We start from the raw sequence: 16,663 nt of genomic DNA, 5'->3' as shown, positions 1-16,663 counted from the left end.
CGTACTCGGCGGGCACCAGCGCCGGCGTCGGCTCCACCGGGGGCGCCCTCGTCTCAGTCTGGACGGGTGGGGCTGTGCTCGCAGGGGCGGGGTCGGACGGCGGCTGGCTCACCGCAGGTGCAGAAAGCTCCTGACATCGTCGAGGCCGTCGAGCGCACGACCATCCACGTCCGCCGGATCTGCCTCGGCACGCGCCGCCAAGGAGTGCGCCAGTGCGACGGCCCCGTCGCCAAGATGCCCGAACCGACGAGCAGTATGCCCAAGGCACAGGCCAGCGAGCCCGAGCAACGGGCTTCCAGATACGGCCCGCGTACCTACCTGCACGCACCAGTGCTCGACGAACGCCTGGTCGTCGTCGTTCAACGCGGTACCCACCAGGGTTTCCGCGGCCTCGGGTTCATGGGCCCGGTCTCCGATCGCCCGCTCCAACGTCTCGGCAACCACGTCGTGGGACAGAGCGGGAGGGTTCCCGAAACTGGTGTGCGGATGCATGCCGCGAGGCACTTAACCGTTCTGCCGCAGGACGACGACGCCCGGCCCACGCACCGTCACGGTCGTCGTGCCGGGTCGGCTCTCCACCGTCGCCGGGTCGGTCCCGAGCACGGCCGCGGAGTCGAGCGCAACCGACGGTGGCTCGCCGTCGTGCTCGACCGCCACCAACACCGGCCGCTCCTCCAGTGCCAGCACCACGTCGACGCGGCCGCCGCCCTCGACCGCGCCGCGCGTCAGCACGATCGCGCCCTCCTCGACCCGGACCGTCGTGGCCCGCCGATCCCCCGACGCGATCGCGGGCTCGGTGTGCCGGAGCCGGACCAGCGCGCAGTACAGATCGAGCATCCGGCGTCCGCCGTCGGAGCGGGGTTCCGCCCAATCGAGCCGGGAGGCCTCGAACGTCTCGCGTGCCTGCGGGTCGGGCACCACGACGTCGGCCCCGTACAGCTCGGCCCAGCCGTGCCCGCCGAACTCCCGCGCACGCCCGCGTGAGATCGCCTCCGCGAGCTCCGGCTCCTCGTGGTCCGAGAAGTACTGGAACGGCGTGGTCGCGCCCCACTCCTCCCCCATGAACAGCATCGGTGTGAAGGGCCCGAGCAGCACGACGGCCGCGCTCACCGCGAGCGCCCCGGGTGCCAGCACTCGGGAGGGCCGGTCGCCGAGCGCCCGGTTGCCCACCTGGTCGTGGTTCTGGGAGCAGACGACGAAGCGGCGCCCGTCCGTCTCGGGCGGCACCGGCGCGCCCCAGGGCTTGCCGCGGAAGGTGGACCAGCCGCCGTCGTGCACGAAGGCGCCGGTGAGGGCCTTGGCGAGCGTCTCGGGCGCGCCGAAGTCGTCGTAGTAGCCCTGCCGCTCGCCGGTGAGGAGGGCGTGCAGGGCGTGGTGGACGTCGTCGGCCCACTGGGCGGTCATGCCGTACCCGGGGCGGCCCTCGAACGCCTCGCCCGTGGGCGTGACGGTGCGGGGGTCGTTGGCGTCGGACTCGGCCACCAGCGAGAGCGGCCGCCCGATCTCCTTGGCCAGCGTCGCGACGGCGTCGGACAGCTCGGCCAGCAGGTGCCGGGGCGAGTCGTCGACCAGGGCGTGGACGGCGTCGAGGCGCAGCGCGTCGACGTGGAAGTCGCGGAACCAGCGCAGCGCCTTCTCGACGACGAACGCTCGCACCTCGGTGGAACCGGCGCCGTCGAGGTTCACGGCCGCGCCCCAGGGCGTCTGGTGCCGGTCGGTGAAGTAGGGGCCGAACTCGGCGAGGTAGTTGCCCGACGGGCCCAGGTGGTTGTCGACGACGTCGAGGCAGACGGCGAGGCTGCGCGCGTGTGCGGCGTCCACGAAGCGCTGCAGCGCGGCCGGGCCGCCGTACGGCTCGTGCACCGCCCACAGGGCGACGCCGTCGTATCCCCAGCCGTGGTGTCCGCCGAATGCGGCCACCGGCATGAGCTCGACGACGTCGACGCCCAGGTCGACGAGGTGGTTGAGTCGTTCGACGGCGGCGTCGAGCGTGCCCTCGGGCGTGAACGTGCCGACGTGCAGCTCGTAGGTGACGGCGCCGAGCACGTCGCGGCCGGGCCAGGCGGCGTCGGACCACTGGTGCGCGGCTTCGTCGAACGTGCGTGACGGGCCGTGCACGCCGGCGGGCTGCCAGGGGCTGCGCGGATCGGGGCGTGGCGGGCCGCCGTCGAGCGAGAACGCGTAGTCGGTCCCGGGCAGAAGGGGACGTGCGGTGCGCCACCAGCCGCCGTCGTCGGCAGTCATGGGCTCCGTGCTGCCCGACATCGGCAGGACGAGGTCGACGCGGGACGCGCGCGGCGCCCAGACGCGCAAGGGCGCGGTCATGCCGTCGCCCCGTCCGTCGTCGCGTCCGCAGACCCGGTGCCGCCAACGGGCTCCGCCACGAGCAGAGCAACAGGCCAGGCGCCGAGGAGGTCGCCGAGCTGCACGGCGCCGTCGCCGGAGGTCGAGTCCGTGAGCAGCGACCGCCACGCCTCGCCCGGGTTCGGTTCGGGCAGCACGACCGTCGCCTCCACCTGGCCGGGCGCGTCGCCGAGCCGTGTCGCGACCACGACCACCCGGGGCCCGGAAGCGTCGCGCCGGGCGAACGCCACAGCGCGGCCCGTCGTCACCGGCAGCGGCTCGTAGCCGGCGTCCTCCCCGACGAACGCATCGGGCTGCGCCCGCCGGAGGCGCAGTGCCGCGGCCGTCACCGCGAGCTTCTCCTCCGCGAGGTCCGACGGCGTCCGACCCGTGTCGAGCGCGGCGAGCGTGCTCGCGAGCGCCTCCAGGTCGACGGGTCGGCGGTTGTCGGGGTCGACGAGCGAGGTCCCCGTGACCTCGGTGCCTTGGTAGACGTCGGCGACGCCGGGCACGGTGAGCTGGAGCAGCTTGGTCGCGAGCACCGAGCGCCGGACGGTCGGCGTCACCCGCTCGACCCAGCCGGTAAACCCGGTCACGACCTCGGGGTGGGCGAGCAGGTCCGTCGCGTACCGCACCAGGCCCTCCTCGCGAGCCTCGTCGGGCGCGGTCCAGGTGGTCCACGCCTTCTGCTCGCGCGATGCCTTGACGAGGTACGCGGTGAGGCGGTCGGCCTCGATCGGTCCCGCCGGGGTCCAGGTGCCCGCGAGCGTCTGCCACAGCAGGTTCTCGGTGCGGCCGTCGAGGTCGGCGGGGCGCAGGTCCGCCGTCGCCTCGCGCAGGCGCCGCACGAGCGCCGTCCAGGCGTTCGCGTGCGCGGCGATCGCCCCGATGCGCGAGCGCACGTCCTCGCCGCGCTTGGTGTCGTGCGTCGAGCCAGCGGTCATCGTCGCGGGCCACGACTCGGACGTGCGCCGAGCGAGCGCATGGAGCTCGTCCGGCCCGACGCCGAACCGGTCCGGCGCCCCGCCCACCTCGCACAGGCTCACCAGGTGCGTCCACCGGTAGTACGCGGTGTCCTCCACGCCCTTGGCCATGACGGCGCCGCACACCTGGGGGAACCGGACGACGAGCTCCGCCCGCCGCTCCTCGTTCTGGCGGCCCGCTGAGCCGACCTCCCGCCCGAGCACCAGGTCGACGACGACGTCCAGAGTGTCGTGCCGGTCCGGGTCGAGCCGCGACCGGGCGACGTCGGCCGCCTCGCGCACCACCCGCTCCGCCATGGGCGGCGCCACCTCCCCCGGCACCACGTAGGCGCGGTACCGGCCGAACGCGACGATGAGCTCGGTGACGCAGTCCTGGAGGGACCGGAACGTATGGTCGCGCAACCGCACGTCCTCGCGGCAGATGTCGGCGAGCATGGTGGTCAGGAGATGGGTCTCCGCGTACAGCGAGGTCTCGACGATCTGCCGTTTCGCCTCCTCGATGAGGTCGTCGAGGGTGGTGTGCTCACCCGTCACCTCGTGCAGGAGGCCGGCGAGCGGGGCGGCGCCGTCGGGGTCGACCTGCAGGGCGTGCAGCCGCCACGCCGTGTCGTAGCCGGTGGCGCCGGCGACCGGCCAGTCGTCGGGCAGCTCCTCGTCCTCCTCGAGGATCTTCTCCGCCGCTATCCACGCGCCGCCGGTCGCCTCGCTCAGCCTGCGCAGATACCCGCGGGGATCGGCCAGGCCGTCGGGATGGTCGATCCGGAAGCCGTCGATGACGCCCGCCTCGAAGAGCTCGAGCAGCAGCGCGTGCGTGGCGTCGAAGACGCCTGGGTCCTCCACGCGGATGCCCGCGAGGGTGCCGACGTCGAAGAAGCGGCGGTAGTTGAGCTCCTCGTCGGCCACACGCCAGTACGCGAGCCGGTAGTGCTGGCGGCCCACCAGCTCCGCGAGCGGCAGGTGCTCCGTCTCCGGCCGGACGGGGAACAGGTGGTCGAAGTAGCGCAGGACCGGCTGTTCCTCATCGGTTCCTGCGCCGCCGTCCCCCGGCACGACGGTGTGGTCGAGCACGAGCTCGTCGGCGGCGAGCACCGTTCCGATCCGTGCGCCCAGCACCGGCATGAGCAGCCCTTCGCCCTCGGCGAGATCGACGTCGAACCACTTCGCGTACGGGGACTCGGGCCCGTACTTCAGCACGGACCACAGGGCGCGGTTGTGCCAGGCCGGGGTGGGCACCGCCATGTGGTTCGGCACGACGTCCACGACGACGCCCATCCCACGCGCATGCGCCGCGGCGGCGAGCCGTTCGAGCCCTTCCCGGCCACCGATCGTGTCGCTGATCCGGGTGTGGTCGACGACGTCGTACCCGTGCGTCGAACCCGGCGCGGCCTGCAGGACGGGCGAGAGGTAGAGGTCGGTGATCCCCAGGGTGTCGAGGTAGGGCAGTGCTTTCTCGGCCTCGGCGAACGTCAGGTCGGGGCCGAGCTGCAGGCGGTAGGTGCTGACCGGGGTGCGGCGGCCTGGTCCGGGGAGATGGGAATGCAACTGTGCCTCCGTCGCTCGTGGTCTCTCGGGCTTCACCGTAGGCGGGGAGACCGACACTCGCCTCGCACGGAGCGCGAAGGCTCGGTGCCGGTCGCCGTTGAGCTCGGGCGTGCTGTACTCGCACCGTGCACTTTACGGCTCGGGTACGCATCGATCAGTTCTGGGAGCGGACCTTCGGCGCGACCGGCCAGCAAAGTTGGAGAAGTCCGCGCCGTCGCACACGGTGAACACCTCGCCGGCCATTGAGCCCGAACACCGTGATGAGCCCGGACTGGTGGGCTGAGCAGTTACCTGGCTGGAAGGTGCTCGGCCCGAGCGTCCACTCATCTGCCGGCTCGCACGAGCAGCTACAGGCCGCTGGATCGGCCTATCCGGCATCGTCGGCCGAGGTGCGAGCTGCGCTCGCCTCTCGGATATCAGCCGACGAGTGGGAAGAGAGCGGGTTCGCAGGTGACGACGTCGAACACTCTTGGCTACTGGACGACACCCAGAACCGACCGGTTGCCGCGGCAGATCTGACGCCCTTCGACGGCATCGCAGCAGACGTGGGCGTCCTGGTAGCCCGAGATGCCCGCGGACGCGGTCACGCCGTAGCAGCCGCCTCGGCCGCCGATACGCCTGAAGACAGGCCCCAGCCGTGCCACGATGACGCCACCCTGGGCGAACGCTCAAGCCAGCCAACCGCCTAGACAGAAGGGAGTCAGTCCTGGGCGTCGCGCAGGTCGGCGCCGAGCACCGAGAGGTTCTGTCCGATGTCGTCGAGGGCGTCTGCGGCGTCACCGCTCACCGCCTCCTCGGCCCGCTCAAGCTGCGCCGCGGCCTGGTCCACCTGCTGCTCCGCGTCGGCAACGGCCTGCTGGCCCTCCGCGGACGCGTCCCGCTCCGCCTCCTCCAATGCGGCTTGCGCGTCGTCGATCGCCTGGTCGGCCTCGGCCACGGCCGCCTCGGCCTCGGCCTTCGCCTCGGCATCGAGGTTCTCGAACGTCGCGTGAGCGTCCTCGATCGACTGCCTCGCCTGGTCGACGACGCCCCGCGCCTCGTCCGAGACGTCCTTCACCTGGTCGGCGGTGTCATCGATGTCCTGGTCCGAGCACGCGGCGAGCGTGCCACCCAGGCCAAGGGTGAGGCCGGTGGCAAGGGCAAGGGAAGCCAGACGGCGGGCGACGGGGACGTGCTGCCGGCTCGCGATGGGGGTGCGGTTCACGCTGTCCTCCTCAGTACGGATATGGCAGTCCGAACACAATGGCACGACATGCGTCGAGTCGCATCTGTGCTGGTTTGCCCGGCTGGTTCCTCGGTCCACGACCTCGCGCGCCCTGGGCTGACTTGATGCTGCTCGGCGCTGCAGTCATCTATGTAGCGCTTCGCTTCTCATCGTCACCAGTAGCATCGTCGGCAGGGCCTGCGCGGGCAAAGTGCCCCCGACCGTTGGAGCGTGACCCCGACATGCCGATGAGCCAGCAGCAGGTCGACCAGTTCTTCCGAACGCACGCGCCCACCGATGTCCAGCACACCCTTGCTTGGCTGTCGTCGAGCGGCTACGTCCTCGTCTCACAAGAGGGCACGAACACGTTTGGGGCCGTGTTCGTCTTCGAGGGCGATTCCGTGGTGCAGATCATCGTCGACCGCTCGCAGTGGTCGCTCGACGTCGCCGTAGCGCCCGCGACGGTGCTCTGGCAATACGACCTGCTGCTCGCGGCGCAGAGCAACCAGGACTATGAGCGACGGTTCCCGTGGGTCGGTACCCGTCCGGCGGGCGCGCCCCTGCCGAAGCAGCTTCCGGACGGCGTCAGCTGGCGTGAGACGCTGCCAGGCATACTGCGCTGGATCCAGGCGGATGACGTCACCGAGTCGGTCGCCGAGGTACTGCAGCAGAGATCTGCGCTCATGTGGCCCCGAAACCGATAGCGTGTGCGTGGCGAGCAGTACCTCGTGACGGGTTCAGTGGAGATTCGGAACTGAGCGTCTCCGGTGGAGCCTGACCGAGGCGACCGCGCCAGCCTCGGCGAGGCGCTGTGTGTAGTGAACGGCGGCGTCATGCAAGCCCGTCGCTGTGATGAGCCAGCCCGGCACCAGCATCAAGATCAGAGGTTGGGAACGGCACGAGACACCGCACGGCGGCGGCCGTGTCGGCGATCCGCTCGACAGGCGTCCCGGGCCACAGGGTGCAAGAGCGATTTCTCGCGCCTCGTCAAGGAAGAGCACACCCACGGTCTCGTCGGTCGTTCTCAGCGCGTGACCCCACCGTCGGGACCGAACCCGTTCACGAGCATGGACCCATCCCTCCAGGTGCGAAGTTGCGGATTCTGGATCGCATACTGCCCGCTCATGAGCGGGATTACGCCGTCATCACACCCCGCCCACTGGAAGTCCCGCGACCGTGCCGGGACTTTCCGCGTCAGCGTCGCCAGGCGCTCCGCCATCACGTTCACCGCACCGTCGGCCGCCTCGATCCGGCCACGCACCCCCTCCTGGCCCAGCCCACCCGCCGCTCACAAGCCTTCCCGCCGGCCGATGCCGAGCGACTCCAGCGTGCCGGCCGATCCGCCGTCCGGACCAGCCTTCGGCGGTCGAGTCTGTCGAGACCCGCGCCGCGACGATCTCCGCCACCTTGGGCGGCGCTGGCCCCGGTCAGTGCTGCTCAGCCGGCGGCAGGCCCGTGCCGATGAGCCGGGTGATCGCCACCTCGGTGGCCTCGGCCATGTCGACCGAACCGGGTTCGAGGAGCCACTGGAGCTGCAGGCCGTCCATGGTCGCGACGATCACCCGGGCCGTCGTCCCGGTGTCGACGTCGGCTCCCACCTCACCCAGCTTCTGCGCCTCGTCGAGCGCCTCGACGACCAGGGCGTGCAGCCCCTGGTACCGGTCCCGGAACCACTCCTGTGCGGGGTGCCGCGCGGTCACGCTCTCCGCGGCGAGCACGGTGTACAGCCGCACGATCCCCTCCCGCTCGGCGTTGCGCCGCGTGGTCTCGACCAGGTGCCGCAGGAACGCGAGGCCACGGGGGCGCTCGTCGCCGAGCTCCTCGATGTCGGTCGAGTCGCGCAGGTCCAGCACCCCGGTGAGCAGGCCGGCCTTCGACGAGAAGTAGTGCAGCACGCCGGCCTGGGTCAGGCCCACCCGGTCGGCGATCTCGGCCAGCGAGGCGCTCTGGTAGCCGCGCTCCGCAAACGTCTCCATGGCGATGCGCAGGATCTCCGCCCGGCGCTCCACGGGAGGACGCCGCACCCTGGTTCGCCCGCCTTCTCGTGTCATCCGAGCGAGTCTACGGACCAGCCCGGACCGGCCGGCACGACCCTCCGGGCCGGCGGCACCGATTACGGGAATCCACTACCTACCGAACACTCGGTAGGTAGGAGTAGGCTCACCGCACAATCCACCCATCGAGGGAGTCGCAATGACGCGCACCACCCGCACCGGGTCCGTCCGGACGGCGCTCGCCACACTCGGCCTCCTGGCCGTCGGCGCCGCCGGCATCGGCCCAGCGGCAGCCCCGGCGGCCGCCGCACCGACCACCGCACACGTCTGGGTCACGACCGCCGACGGCAGCCGCAAGCTCGCCGACGGCGGCACGCTCAACTTCGACACCGGCCCGCAGGCGCTCGACATCCGAGTGAACCCTGGCCAGGTCGCCCAGCGTTTCACCGGCGCCGGGGCCTCGGTCACCGAGGCCTCCGCCTCGCTGATCAGCAACCTGCCCGCGAGCACCCGCGACAGCCTGATGCGGTCGCTGTTCTCCCGCGCGGGCGACGGCATCGGCCTGAACTACCTGCGCCAGCCGCTCGGCAGCACGGACTTCAACTCCGGCGGCTTCTACACGTACGAGGACACGCCCGGGCAGTTCAGCATCGCCCGCGACCAGCAGCAGATCCTGCCGGTGCTGCGCCAGGCGCTGTCGATCAACCCCGGCATCCGGTTCATGGGCAGCCCGTGGTCGCCGCCCGCCTGGATGAAGACCGGCGGCTCGCTGAACGGCGGCAGCCTGCGCGCCGAGAACTACGACGAGTACGCCGACTACCTGGTGCGGGCGATCCAGGCGTACGCGCAGCAGGGCGTGACGCTCAGCGACCTCACGGTGGCGAACGAGCCGCTCTTCGCCACGAGCTACCCGTCGATGAGCATGTCGGCCGCCGAGCAGGCCCAGTTCTTCCGGGTGCTCGACGCCCGGCTGACCAGCGCCGGCCTGGGCACGCAGCTCTTCGCCTACGACCACAACTGGGACCGGCCCGACTACCCGCTGGAGGTGTTCAACGGCACCCAGGGCATCTCGCGCGTCGTCGGCGCCGCCTTCCACTGCTACGGCGGCTCCCCCGAGGCCCAGGCCCAGGTCGTGGCGGCCGGCAAGCGCGTCTACTTCACCGAGTGCTCGGGCACGGACAGCGACAACGCCGCGAACACGTTCGGCGACACGCTCATCTGGCACGCGGAGAACCTCGTGGTGCGCAACATGCGCAACGGCGGCGAGACGACCATCAGCTGGAACCTCGCGCTCAACCAGAGCGGCGGCCCGCACCAGGGCCACTGCACCACCCGCTGCAACGGCGTCGTCGAGATCGCAGGCGGGAATGTCACGCGCAACGGCGAGTTCTACGTGCTGGGCCACCTCAGCAAGTTCATCGACTCCGGCGCCCGCCGCATCGGCTCGACCAGCGAGGGCTCCGGCGGGCTCCAGAACGTCGTCTACCAGAACCCGGACGGCACCCGCGTCGCCTACGTCGTGAACGCCTCCTCAGGAAGCCGCACCTTCTCGATCACCGACGAGGGCCGTTCGCTGACCCACACCCTGCCCGGCCGGTCGGTCGCCACGTACACGTGGGACCCGCGGTCGACCACCACCCCGACCGACCCGGACCCCGCGTCCTGGTACCAGGTCGCGTCGTCGGCGAGCGGCAAGTGCCTCGACGCCGCCGGCTGGGGCACCACCGACGGCACCGCTCTGCAGCAGTGGGCCTGCGGCGACGCCGCGCAGGCGAACCAGCGCTGGCGCTTCACGCCCACCACCGGCGGCTACTACCAGGTGACCAACCAGCACGCCGGCAAGGTCTGGGACGTCGACGGCGGCCCGGGGGCCGTCGCCAACGGGGCCGCGGTGCACCTGTGGTCCTACGTGGGCGGCACCAACCAGCAGTGGCGGCCGACGGCGACCGGTGGCGGCCTCAGCTTCACCGCCCGGCACAGCGGCTCGTGCCTGACGCTCGGCTCCGCGACCGGGACCGACGGCACACGACTGACCCAGCAGCCCTGTACGGGTGCGGCCACCCAGGTCTTCCGGCTCGTCAAGGTCGGCTAGCCGTACCGTCCTCCGTGCGGGAGCCCGGCCTGACTCCCGCACGGAGGACGATCGTGCGCCGCCTACTGGAAGTCCCGCGACCGCGCCGGGACGGTCAGCGTCAGCGTCGCCAGGTGCTCCGCCACCAGGTTCACGGCGCCGTCGGCCGCCTCGATCCGGCCGCGCACCACCATGGCCTGCGCCGACCGCGCGACCTTCCGGAACCGCTGCCACAGCCCGACGCTGCAGATCACGTTGAGCAGCCCTGTCTCGTCCTCCAGGGACAGGAAGGTCACTCCCCCGGCCGTGCCCGGCCGCTGCCGGTGCGTCACCACCCCGCCGACGGCGATCCGGCGCCCCTGCTCGGTGGCGATCGCCTGCGCCACGGTGAGCACCCCCGCCGCCTCCAGTCCTGGGCGCACGTGCTGCGTCGGATAGGAGTCGGGTGTGACGCCGGTGGCCCACGCGTCGGCCTGGGACAGCTCGATCTCGCTCATCCCTGGCAGCATCGGGGCGTCGACGCCGACGCTGACGCCGGGCAGCGTCGTCGGCCCTTCCTGGCCGAGCGCGCCCGCCGCCCACAGACCTTCCCGACGGTCGATGCCGAGCGGTTCCAGCGCGCCTGCCGTGGCGAGCGCCTCGAGCTGCGCCGTCGACAGCTCGACCCTCCGGACGAGGTCCCGCAGGTCCCGGAAACCGGTGGGCAGGTCTTCGGTGGTCGAGCCGTCACCGTTGGTCGAGCCCGTCGAGACTCCCGCTTCGCTGGTCGCGCCTGTCGAGACCCGCGCCGCCACGATCTCCTCCGCCTTGTCCTTGCCGATGCCACGTACGGACTCCAGGCCCATGCGGACCGCGAGCGCCGGGTCGGCCCGGACGAGGTGGGCTACGGGGGCCTCGACAGGCTCGACCAGCGAAGCGGGATCCACCCGCTCCACGCTGGCCAGCACTCGCGACTGCGTCACCGACGGGCGCAGCACACGCACCCCGTGCCGGCGGGCGTCGGCGGCCAGGGACTGCGGCGAGTAGAACCCCATGGGCTGGGCCGCGAGCAGCCCCGCGTAGAACGCGGCCGGATGGTGCACCTTGAGCCACGAGCTCACGTACACGAGGTGCGCGAAGGAGTAGGCGTGCGACTCGGGGAAGCCGAAGTCGGCGAAAGCCTTGAGCTTCTCGAAGATCTCGTCCTGCTTGTCGGGCTCGACCTTGTTGGCCGCCATCCCCGCGTAGAACCGCTCGCGCAGTTCCTCCATGCGCTCCTGCGACCGCTTGGAACCCATCGCGCGGCGGAGCTGGTCGGACTCCGTGGGCGTGAACCCGGCGATCTCGATCGCCATCTGCATGAGCTGCTCCTGGAACAGCGGCACCCCGAGGGTGCGCTTCAGCACGGGTTCGACCAGCGGGTGCGGGTAGGTCACCTTCTCGCGCTGACGGGCCCGCTCGATGTACGGGTGCACCGACCCGCCCTGGATGGGCCCGGGCCGGATGAGCGCGACCTCCACGACGATGTCGTAGAACTTCCGCGGCTGCAGGCGCGGCAGCGTCGCCATCTGGGCGCGGGACTCCACCTGGAACACGCCGACGGTGTCGGCGGCGCACAGCAGGTCGTAGACGGCCTTGTCGTCCTGTGGCAGCCCGTGCAGCGTGAGCACCTCCCCCGTGTGCTCCTCGACGAACTCGAACGCGTACCGGATGGCGGTCAGCATGCCCAGGCCCAGCAGGTCGAACTTCACCAGGTTCACGTCGGCGCAGTCCTCCTTGTCCCACTGCAGCACCGTGCGCCCCTCCATGCGGGCCCACTCCACGGGGACCACCTCGATCACCGGACGGTCGCACATGACCATGCCGCCCGAGTGGATGCCCAGGTGCCGGGGCAGGCGGAGCATCCGGTCGGCGAGATCGAGCACGTCGTCGGGGATCTCCCCCTCCTCCGCGGCCGACGGCGGCGTGCGGAACGGCACGACGTCGTGGGAGTCGTCGGCGCGGGCCGGCCGGGGGTCGCCGGGGGCGCGCGGCTCCTCGGCGAGCACGTCGACGAAGATCCCGGGGCCGCCCGCGTTCGTGCGCCCGGGACCGGGCCGTCCGCCGTCCAGGTGCCCGACGTGCGGGCGCGGTTCCCGCGGACCCCACAGCGCAGTCATCCGGGCATCCTTGGCGGCGGTCTTGTTCGGCGGTCCGGCCGACGGCGCCGGGGGCTTCAGCGACCCCCAGCGCTCGATCGACTTGGACCAGGCGTCCTGCTGCCCGATGTCGTAGCCGAGCGCGCGGGCGGCGTCGCGCACCGCGGAGCGCGGCCGGTAGGAGATGACGTTCGCGACCTGTGCCGCGTGCCTGCGCCCGAACTTCTCGTAGACGTGCTGGATCACCTCCTCGCGGCGCACCGACTCGATGTCGACGTCGATGTCCGGCGGCCCGTTGCGCGCCTCGGCGAGGAACCGCTCGAACAGCAGGCCGTACTTCACGGCGTCCACCGCGGTGATCCCCAGGGCGAAGCAGACCGCCGAGTTCGCGGCGCTGCCCCGCCCTTGCGCGAGGATCCCGTGGGTACGGCAGAACTCCACGATGTCGTAGACCACGAGGAAGTAACCAGGGAAACCCAGCCGGATGATGATCTCCAGCTCGTAATCGATCTGCTTCCAGGCCTTCTTGTTGCCCGTCCGGGGGCCGTACCGACCCTCCGCGCCTCGGTGGGCGAGCTCCCGCAACCAGGACGCCTCGTCGTATCCAAGCGGCACGTCGTAGGGCGGCAGGTTCGGCGCGATGAGGTCCAGGTCGAACGCGCACTCCTCGCCCAGCGCCGCCGCCGTCGGCACGGCCTGCGGGTGCCTGTGGTGCAGGCGCGCCATCTCCGCGCCGCTGCGCAGGTGGGCGGTGGGCGCGCCGGGCAGCCAGCCGTCCAGGTCGTCCAGGGAGGAGCGGGCCCGGACGGCGGCGAGCGCCCCGGCAAGGTCGGCGTCCCGGGGACGCGCGTAGTGCGCGGCGGTGGTGGCGACCAGCGGCAGGCGTGCCTCTTCGGCCAGCAGGGCGAGCGCGTCGTGCAGGTCGGCGTCGCGCGGGTCGCCAGTAGCGGTGATCTCGACGGCGACATTCTCCCGCCCAAAGACATCAACAAGCCGCCCGAGCTCGTACCGGGCTGCAGCCAACCGGTCGACCCGGTTCCCCCCAAACCGTCGAGTGTTGGGTATTTGTGGGGTCGAAACGTCTTGGGAGCGCAGATATCCAGCACTCAACGGGGCCGTCAGGGCCTGGCGGACGGCGCCCTTGCGGCAGCCCGTCAGGACCAGCCACTCACCCTTCGACGCCTCGCCCAAGGTCTCCAGCGTGTAGGTGGCCGCGCCCTTGACGCCCGCGTCCAGGTGCGCGGTGCCGATCGCGCTCGACAGGTTGCGGTAGCCCTGATCGCCGCGCGCGAGCACGAGCAGATGCGTGGCGCGCGGGTCGGGGGTCCCGGTGGGCGGGTCGAGCACCGGCGCACCGTTCGCGCCCACGGGGGCCGGAAGGTGCAGCTCCGCCCCGAACGAGGTCTTCAGCCCGACCTTCTTCGCCGCCTGCGAGAACCGCACCACCCCGTACAGCCCGTCGTGGTCGGTGATCGCGAGCGACGTCAGCCCGAGCCGTGCGCCCTCGGCCGCGAGCTCCTCGGGGTGGGAGGCGCCGTCCAGGAAGCTGAACGCGGAGTGCGCGTGCAGTTCGGCGTACGGCACGGCGAGGTCAGTCATAGATCGCCTCCAGGGACCATTCCCCCGCCGACGACGACAGCAGGAGGCCCAGCGTCGGAGCCTCCACGCCGTCCGCCACCACCTGGAGGAACACGCGACGCCTGCCCTGCGGCGTCCACCAACGCTCGGCGACCGGCCACGGTCCCGCCCAGTCGACGACGGCGGCGTCGATCCCGCCCCACGCCCCCTCACCAGGCACGACGACGCGCGCCGGGTCCCCGCTGACCGCGAGCCGCACGTCGACGACGACGGGGCGCCCGGCGTCGTCGAGCACGTGCGCGGGGACCGGCTCCGGCAGCACGACGGACGGCGCGGGAGGCGGTAGCGCGCCGGGCCAGGGCCGGTCGAGGTCACGCTCCGGCGGGACCTGCTCGCCGAACGGGACGAGCTGGACCCGGGCCCGGGGATCGCGCCCGCCCTGGAGCCGGACGGTGAGCACGGCGTCGCCGCCGGCCAGTGCCTGCACCCGCTCGACGGCGCGGCGGGCGCGCAGGTCCTCGCCCGCCCCCGGCCCCCACAGGCGCGGCTGCAGCGCCCCGGCGGGCGCCACCTCCTCGGCGGCCAGGGTCAGGCCGGCGATCGGGGCGGGCGCCTCGCCCTTCCCCAGGGACGACGCCGTGAGCCAGCCCTCGAGCTGCCACCGCACCCGGTCCGTGATCCGGGCCGCCGACAGCCCGCCGAGCGTGTCGTCGGTGCGCCACAGCCGTTCCAGGGTGCGGGCCTCGCCCGTGACCGGGTCGACGGCGCGCGCCGTGATCCGCAGCCGCCCGCAGGCGAGGCCGCTCCGGCTCAGGTCGTCGTGCAGGTGTTCGGCCAGGCGGCGGGCCGCGAACGTGGCGACGTCGACCCGGTGCGCCGGCGGGTCCAGCTCCTCGGTGACGGTCAGGTCCTCCTCGAGCCGACGCCGGGCCGGCGGCCGCACGTCCTGCCCCCTGGCGAGACGCTGCGCCCAGACGCCGAGGTCGCCGAAGCGGGCGGCGACGGCGGCGTCAGGCAGGGCGGCCAGCTCGGCCAGGGTGCGGATGCCGAGGCGGCGCCACAGGTCGACGAGCTCGGTCAGGGCACGGTCGCCTGGCCGGGCGTGCACGAGCACGGCCGCCGGCCGCGGCGCGAGGTAGTCCCGCGAGCCACCCGGCGGCACGACGTCGTCCTCGCGGGCCGCGAGCACCGCCGCAAGGAACCCGTCGGCGACCCCGACCTGGCACTCGTGACCCGTGCGGACGGCGACCTGCTCGGTCAGCTCGCGGGCCAGGTCGCGCTCCGAGCCGTGGTACCGCGCCGCGCCGCCCGACGGCAGCAGGAGCAGGCCGGGGCGAGCGATCTCCAGCCCGGAGACCACCGTCTCGGCGGCCACCGCGACCGGCTCGAACTCGCGGGCGTCGCGGGCGTCGTCGGCGGTCCAGAGCTGCAGGTCAGGACAGCGGCCCTGGGCCTCACGACGGCGCATGCCGCGGCGCACCCCGGCGCTGCGGGCCGGCGCGGACACCGCGACGATCCGCCCGCCGGGACCGCCCGTCACCGCCGCGGGCGTCTCGGGGCCCAGGCCTGCGACGACCAGGGCCGCGACGACGGGCCAGTCGGGCACCCAGAGGCAGGCGGTGCGGGTGACCGCTCCCGCCGTCGTGGGGCCGGAGCGGTCGGTCATCCGACGAGCTCCAGCCGTGGACTGCGCTCGGAGCCCTCGCCCGGCGACCCCGGCACGGAGCCCCGGGCACCGAAAGGCTCGACGACGCCAGGCACTCCTCCGCCGATCGCTCCCCCGCCGGCTGTTCCTCCGACCGTACCTCCGCCGGCCGTCCGGAACACCGGTACCTCGACGTCCAGGTGCAGGGGCCGCGATGCGTTCCCCCGCCCGGTGCGCCGCACCCGCAGGGTCCGGCGCCGCAGCCAGCCCGCCCCGTGATCGACCCCCGCCCAGTCCCCCTCGGTCGCCTCGAGCACCACGTGCGCCCCGGCCCAGCCGGCACCCCCCGCCGCTCGTTGAGTGCTGGACTTTCGCCCCGTTGACGGCCGGTGGAGGGGCGGATATCCCGCACTCAACGAACCGGCGCTCGACGCGGGAGTGGGGAGGGCAGCCACCAGGACCGTTCCGCGGTCGCGGGCCCGGGTGGTCAGCCGACGGTAGTCCTGCTCCAGCAGCGCGACCTCCGGCCCGATCACCACGATGTCCATGCCGTCGATCAGCGCGGCGAGCACCGCGGGCGCGTCGACGCCCGACCCGGCCGGCAGCGGCACCACGAGGGTGCGCGCCAGGTCGCACCCGGCGTCGGCCGCTGCGGCCATCCCGGCGGCCGGGTAGCCGACCAGCACCGTCCAGGCACCGTCGCGTGACGCCTCGGCGAGCAGCGTGAGCAGGAGCGACGTCGAACCCTGGACCACGACCGTGGTGCCGGTGCGCAGGCCGCCGTCGGGCAGGAGGGACGCGAGGCGCGGGTCCACCGGCAGGACGCGAGCGCCCTCACCAGCGAGACGGTCATCAGGGCGGTCAGCGCGGCGGTCCACGGGACGGTCAGCGGGATGGTCAGCACGGCGGTCAGCGGGATGGTCAGCGAGCCGGCCCGGGGTGCGGTCTGCCGGTCGGCCGGAGGGGCCGTCGGCGAGGGGCTCGGGGCGGATCGCCTGGATGGTCCGTGCGGCCGTGGCCTGCTTCCGTACGCCGGTGCGCACCTCGGCGGACCGCAGGGCTGCGAGCGCCCGGGCGTGCCGGGTAGCGGCGGTGTCGTCGGTATCGTCGGCGTCGAGGGCGATCGCCTCCGAGGACGCGGTGACAACGGTCATGACCCTCCAGCGATGGTGTCTGCCGGTGGTGA

Annotated in this window: 10 protein-coding genes; 2 read left to right on the top strand and 8 right to left on the bottom strand. The window is 72.7% G+C overall.

Going from position 1 to position 16,663, the window contains the following annotated elements:
- Positions 1-108: 108 nt before the first annotated feature.
- The 4 genes from AB0I32_RS17360 to AB0I32_RS17345 form a co-directional block, all read right to left on the bottom strand.
- Entirely contained in the window at positions 109-492 is a 384-nt protein-coding gene (locus tag AB0I32_RS17360; RefSeq protein ID WP_357508163.1) for a hypothetical protein, read from the bottom strand.
- A 12-nt stretch (positions 493-504) separates the two neighbouring features.
- Positions 505-2,325, bottom strand: a complete 1,821-nt coding sequence (gene treZ / locus AB0I32_RS17355; protein ID WP_357508162.1) for a malto-oligosyltrehalose trehalohydrolase — start codon at positions 2,323-2,325, stop codon at positions 505-507.
- The gene (gene treY / locus AB0I32_RS17350; RefSeq protein ID WP_357508160.1) at positions 2,322-4,868 is read right to left on the bottom strand and encodes a malto-oligosyltrehalose synthase; all 2,547 of its coding nucleotides are present in this window, start codon (positions 4,866-4,868) and stop codon (positions 2,322-2,324) included. The genes treZ and treY overlap by 4 nt, the downstream gene beginning before the upstream one ends.
- 700 nt (positions 4,869-5,568) lie before the next feature.
- Positions 5,569-6,072: a hypothetical protein gene (locus tag AB0I32_RS17345; protein ID WP_357508158.1), complete on the bottom strand. Its 504-nt coding sequence runs from the start codon at positions 6,070-6,072 to the stop codon at positions 5,569-5,571.
- Between the two features lie 248 nt (positions 6,073-6,320).
- Here AB0I32_RS17345 and AB0I32_RS17340 point away from each other — a divergent pair, with 248 nt between their 5' ends.
- Positions 6,321-6,776 carry a hypothetical protein gene (locus AB0I32_RS17340; RefSeq protein WP_357508156.1) on the top strand — a complete coding sequence of 152 codons (456 nt, stop codon included), beginning with the start codon at positions 6,321-6,323 and terminating at the stop codon, positions 6,774-6,776.
- Between the two features lie 723 nt (positions 6,777-7,499).
- On the opposite strand, the gene AB0I32_RS17335 is transcribed toward AB0I32_RS17340, so the two are convergent.
- A complete protein-coding gene (locus AB0I32_RS17335) occupies positions 7,500-8,123 on the bottom strand; it encodes a TetR/AcrR family transcriptional regulator (RefSeq protein ID WP_357508154.1) in 624 nt (207 codons plus the stop codon).
- Positions 8,124-8,265: 142 nt separating this feature from the next.
- On the opposite strand from AB0I32_RS17335, the gene AB0I32_RS17330 reads away from it, so the two are divergent.
- Positions 8,266-10,158 (top strand): RICIN domain-containing protein, encoded by a 1,893-nt coding sequence (locus AB0I32_RS17330; protein ID WP_357508152.1) that lies wholly within the window; start codon positions 8,266-8,268, stop codon positions 10,156-10,158.
- Between the two features lie 62 nt (positions 10,159-10,220).
- Here the strand turns inward: AB0I32_RS17330 and AB0I32_RS17325 are convergent, their stop codons facing one another.
- From AB0I32_RS17325 to AB0I32_RS17315, 3 genes are read right to left on the bottom strand one after another with little or no spacing between them, the layout of a single operon-like run.
- Positions 10,221-13,853, bottom strand: coding sequence for an error-prone DNA polymerase (locus AB0I32_RS17325; protein ID WP_357508150.1), 3,633 nt, complete (start codon positions 13,851-13,853; stop codon positions 10,221-10,223).
- Positions 13,846-15,498 (bottom strand): DNA polymerase Y family protein, encoded by a 1,653-nt coding sequence (locus tag AB0I32_RS17320; RefSeq protein WP_357508148.1) that lies wholly within the window; start codon positions 15,496-15,498, stop codon positions 13,846-13,848. Before AB0I32_RS17320 ends, AB0I32_RS17325 begins: the two co-directional genes overlap by 8 nt.
- Positions 15,495-16,631, bottom strand: coding sequence for a hypothetical protein (locus AB0I32_RS17315; RefSeq protein WP_357508146.1), 1,137 nt, complete (start codon positions 16,629-16,631; stop codon positions 15,495-15,497). Before AB0I32_RS17315 ends, AB0I32_RS17320 begins: the two co-directional genes overlap by 4 nt.
- Between the last annotated feature and the right edge of the window lie 32 nt (positions 16,632-16,663).

The sequence above is a fragment of the Promicromonospora sp. NPDC050249 genome, from assembly GCF_040656015.1.
Taxonomy (GTDB): domain Bacteria; phylum Actinomycetota; class Actinomycetes; order Actinomycetales; family Cellulomonadaceae; genus Promicromonospora.
Note: the sequence above shows the minus strand (reverse complement) of the source record. Positions and strands in the feature narration are given on the sequence as shown.

Coding starts and splice junctions, on each gene's coding strand:
- AB0I32_RS17320 (WP_357508148.1), bottom strand. CDS start 15,498: ATGACCGACCGCTCCGGCCCCACGACGGCGGGAGCGGTCACCCGCACC.
- AB0I32_RS17315 (WP_357508146.1), bottom strand. CDS start 16,631: ATGACCGTTGTCACCGCGTCCTCGGAGGCGATCGCCCTCGACGCCGAC.
- AB0I32_RS17360 (WP_357508163.1), bottom strand. CDS start 492: ATGCATCCGCACACCAGTTTCGGGAACCCTCCCGCTCTGTCCCACGAC.
- AB0I32_RS17335 (WP_357508154.1), bottom strand. CDS start 8,123: ATGACACGAGAAGGCGGGCGAACCAGGGTGCGGCGTCCTCCCGTGGAG.
- AB0I32_RS17330 (WP_357508152.1), top strand. CDS start 8,266: ATGACGCGCACCACCCGCACCGGGTCCGTCCGGACGGCGCTCGCCACA.
- AB0I32_RS17325 (WP_357508150.1), bottom strand. CDS start 13,853: ATGACTGACCTCGCCGTGCCGTACGCCGAACTGCACGCGCACTCCGCG.
- AB0I32_RS17340 (WP_357508156.1), top strand. CDS start 6,321: ATGAGCCAGCAGCAGGTCGACCAGTTCTTCCGAACGCACGCGCCCACC.
- treZ (WP_357508162.1), bottom strand. CDS start 2,325: ATGACCGCGCCCTTGCGCGTCTGGGCGCCGCGCGCGTCCCGCGTCGAC.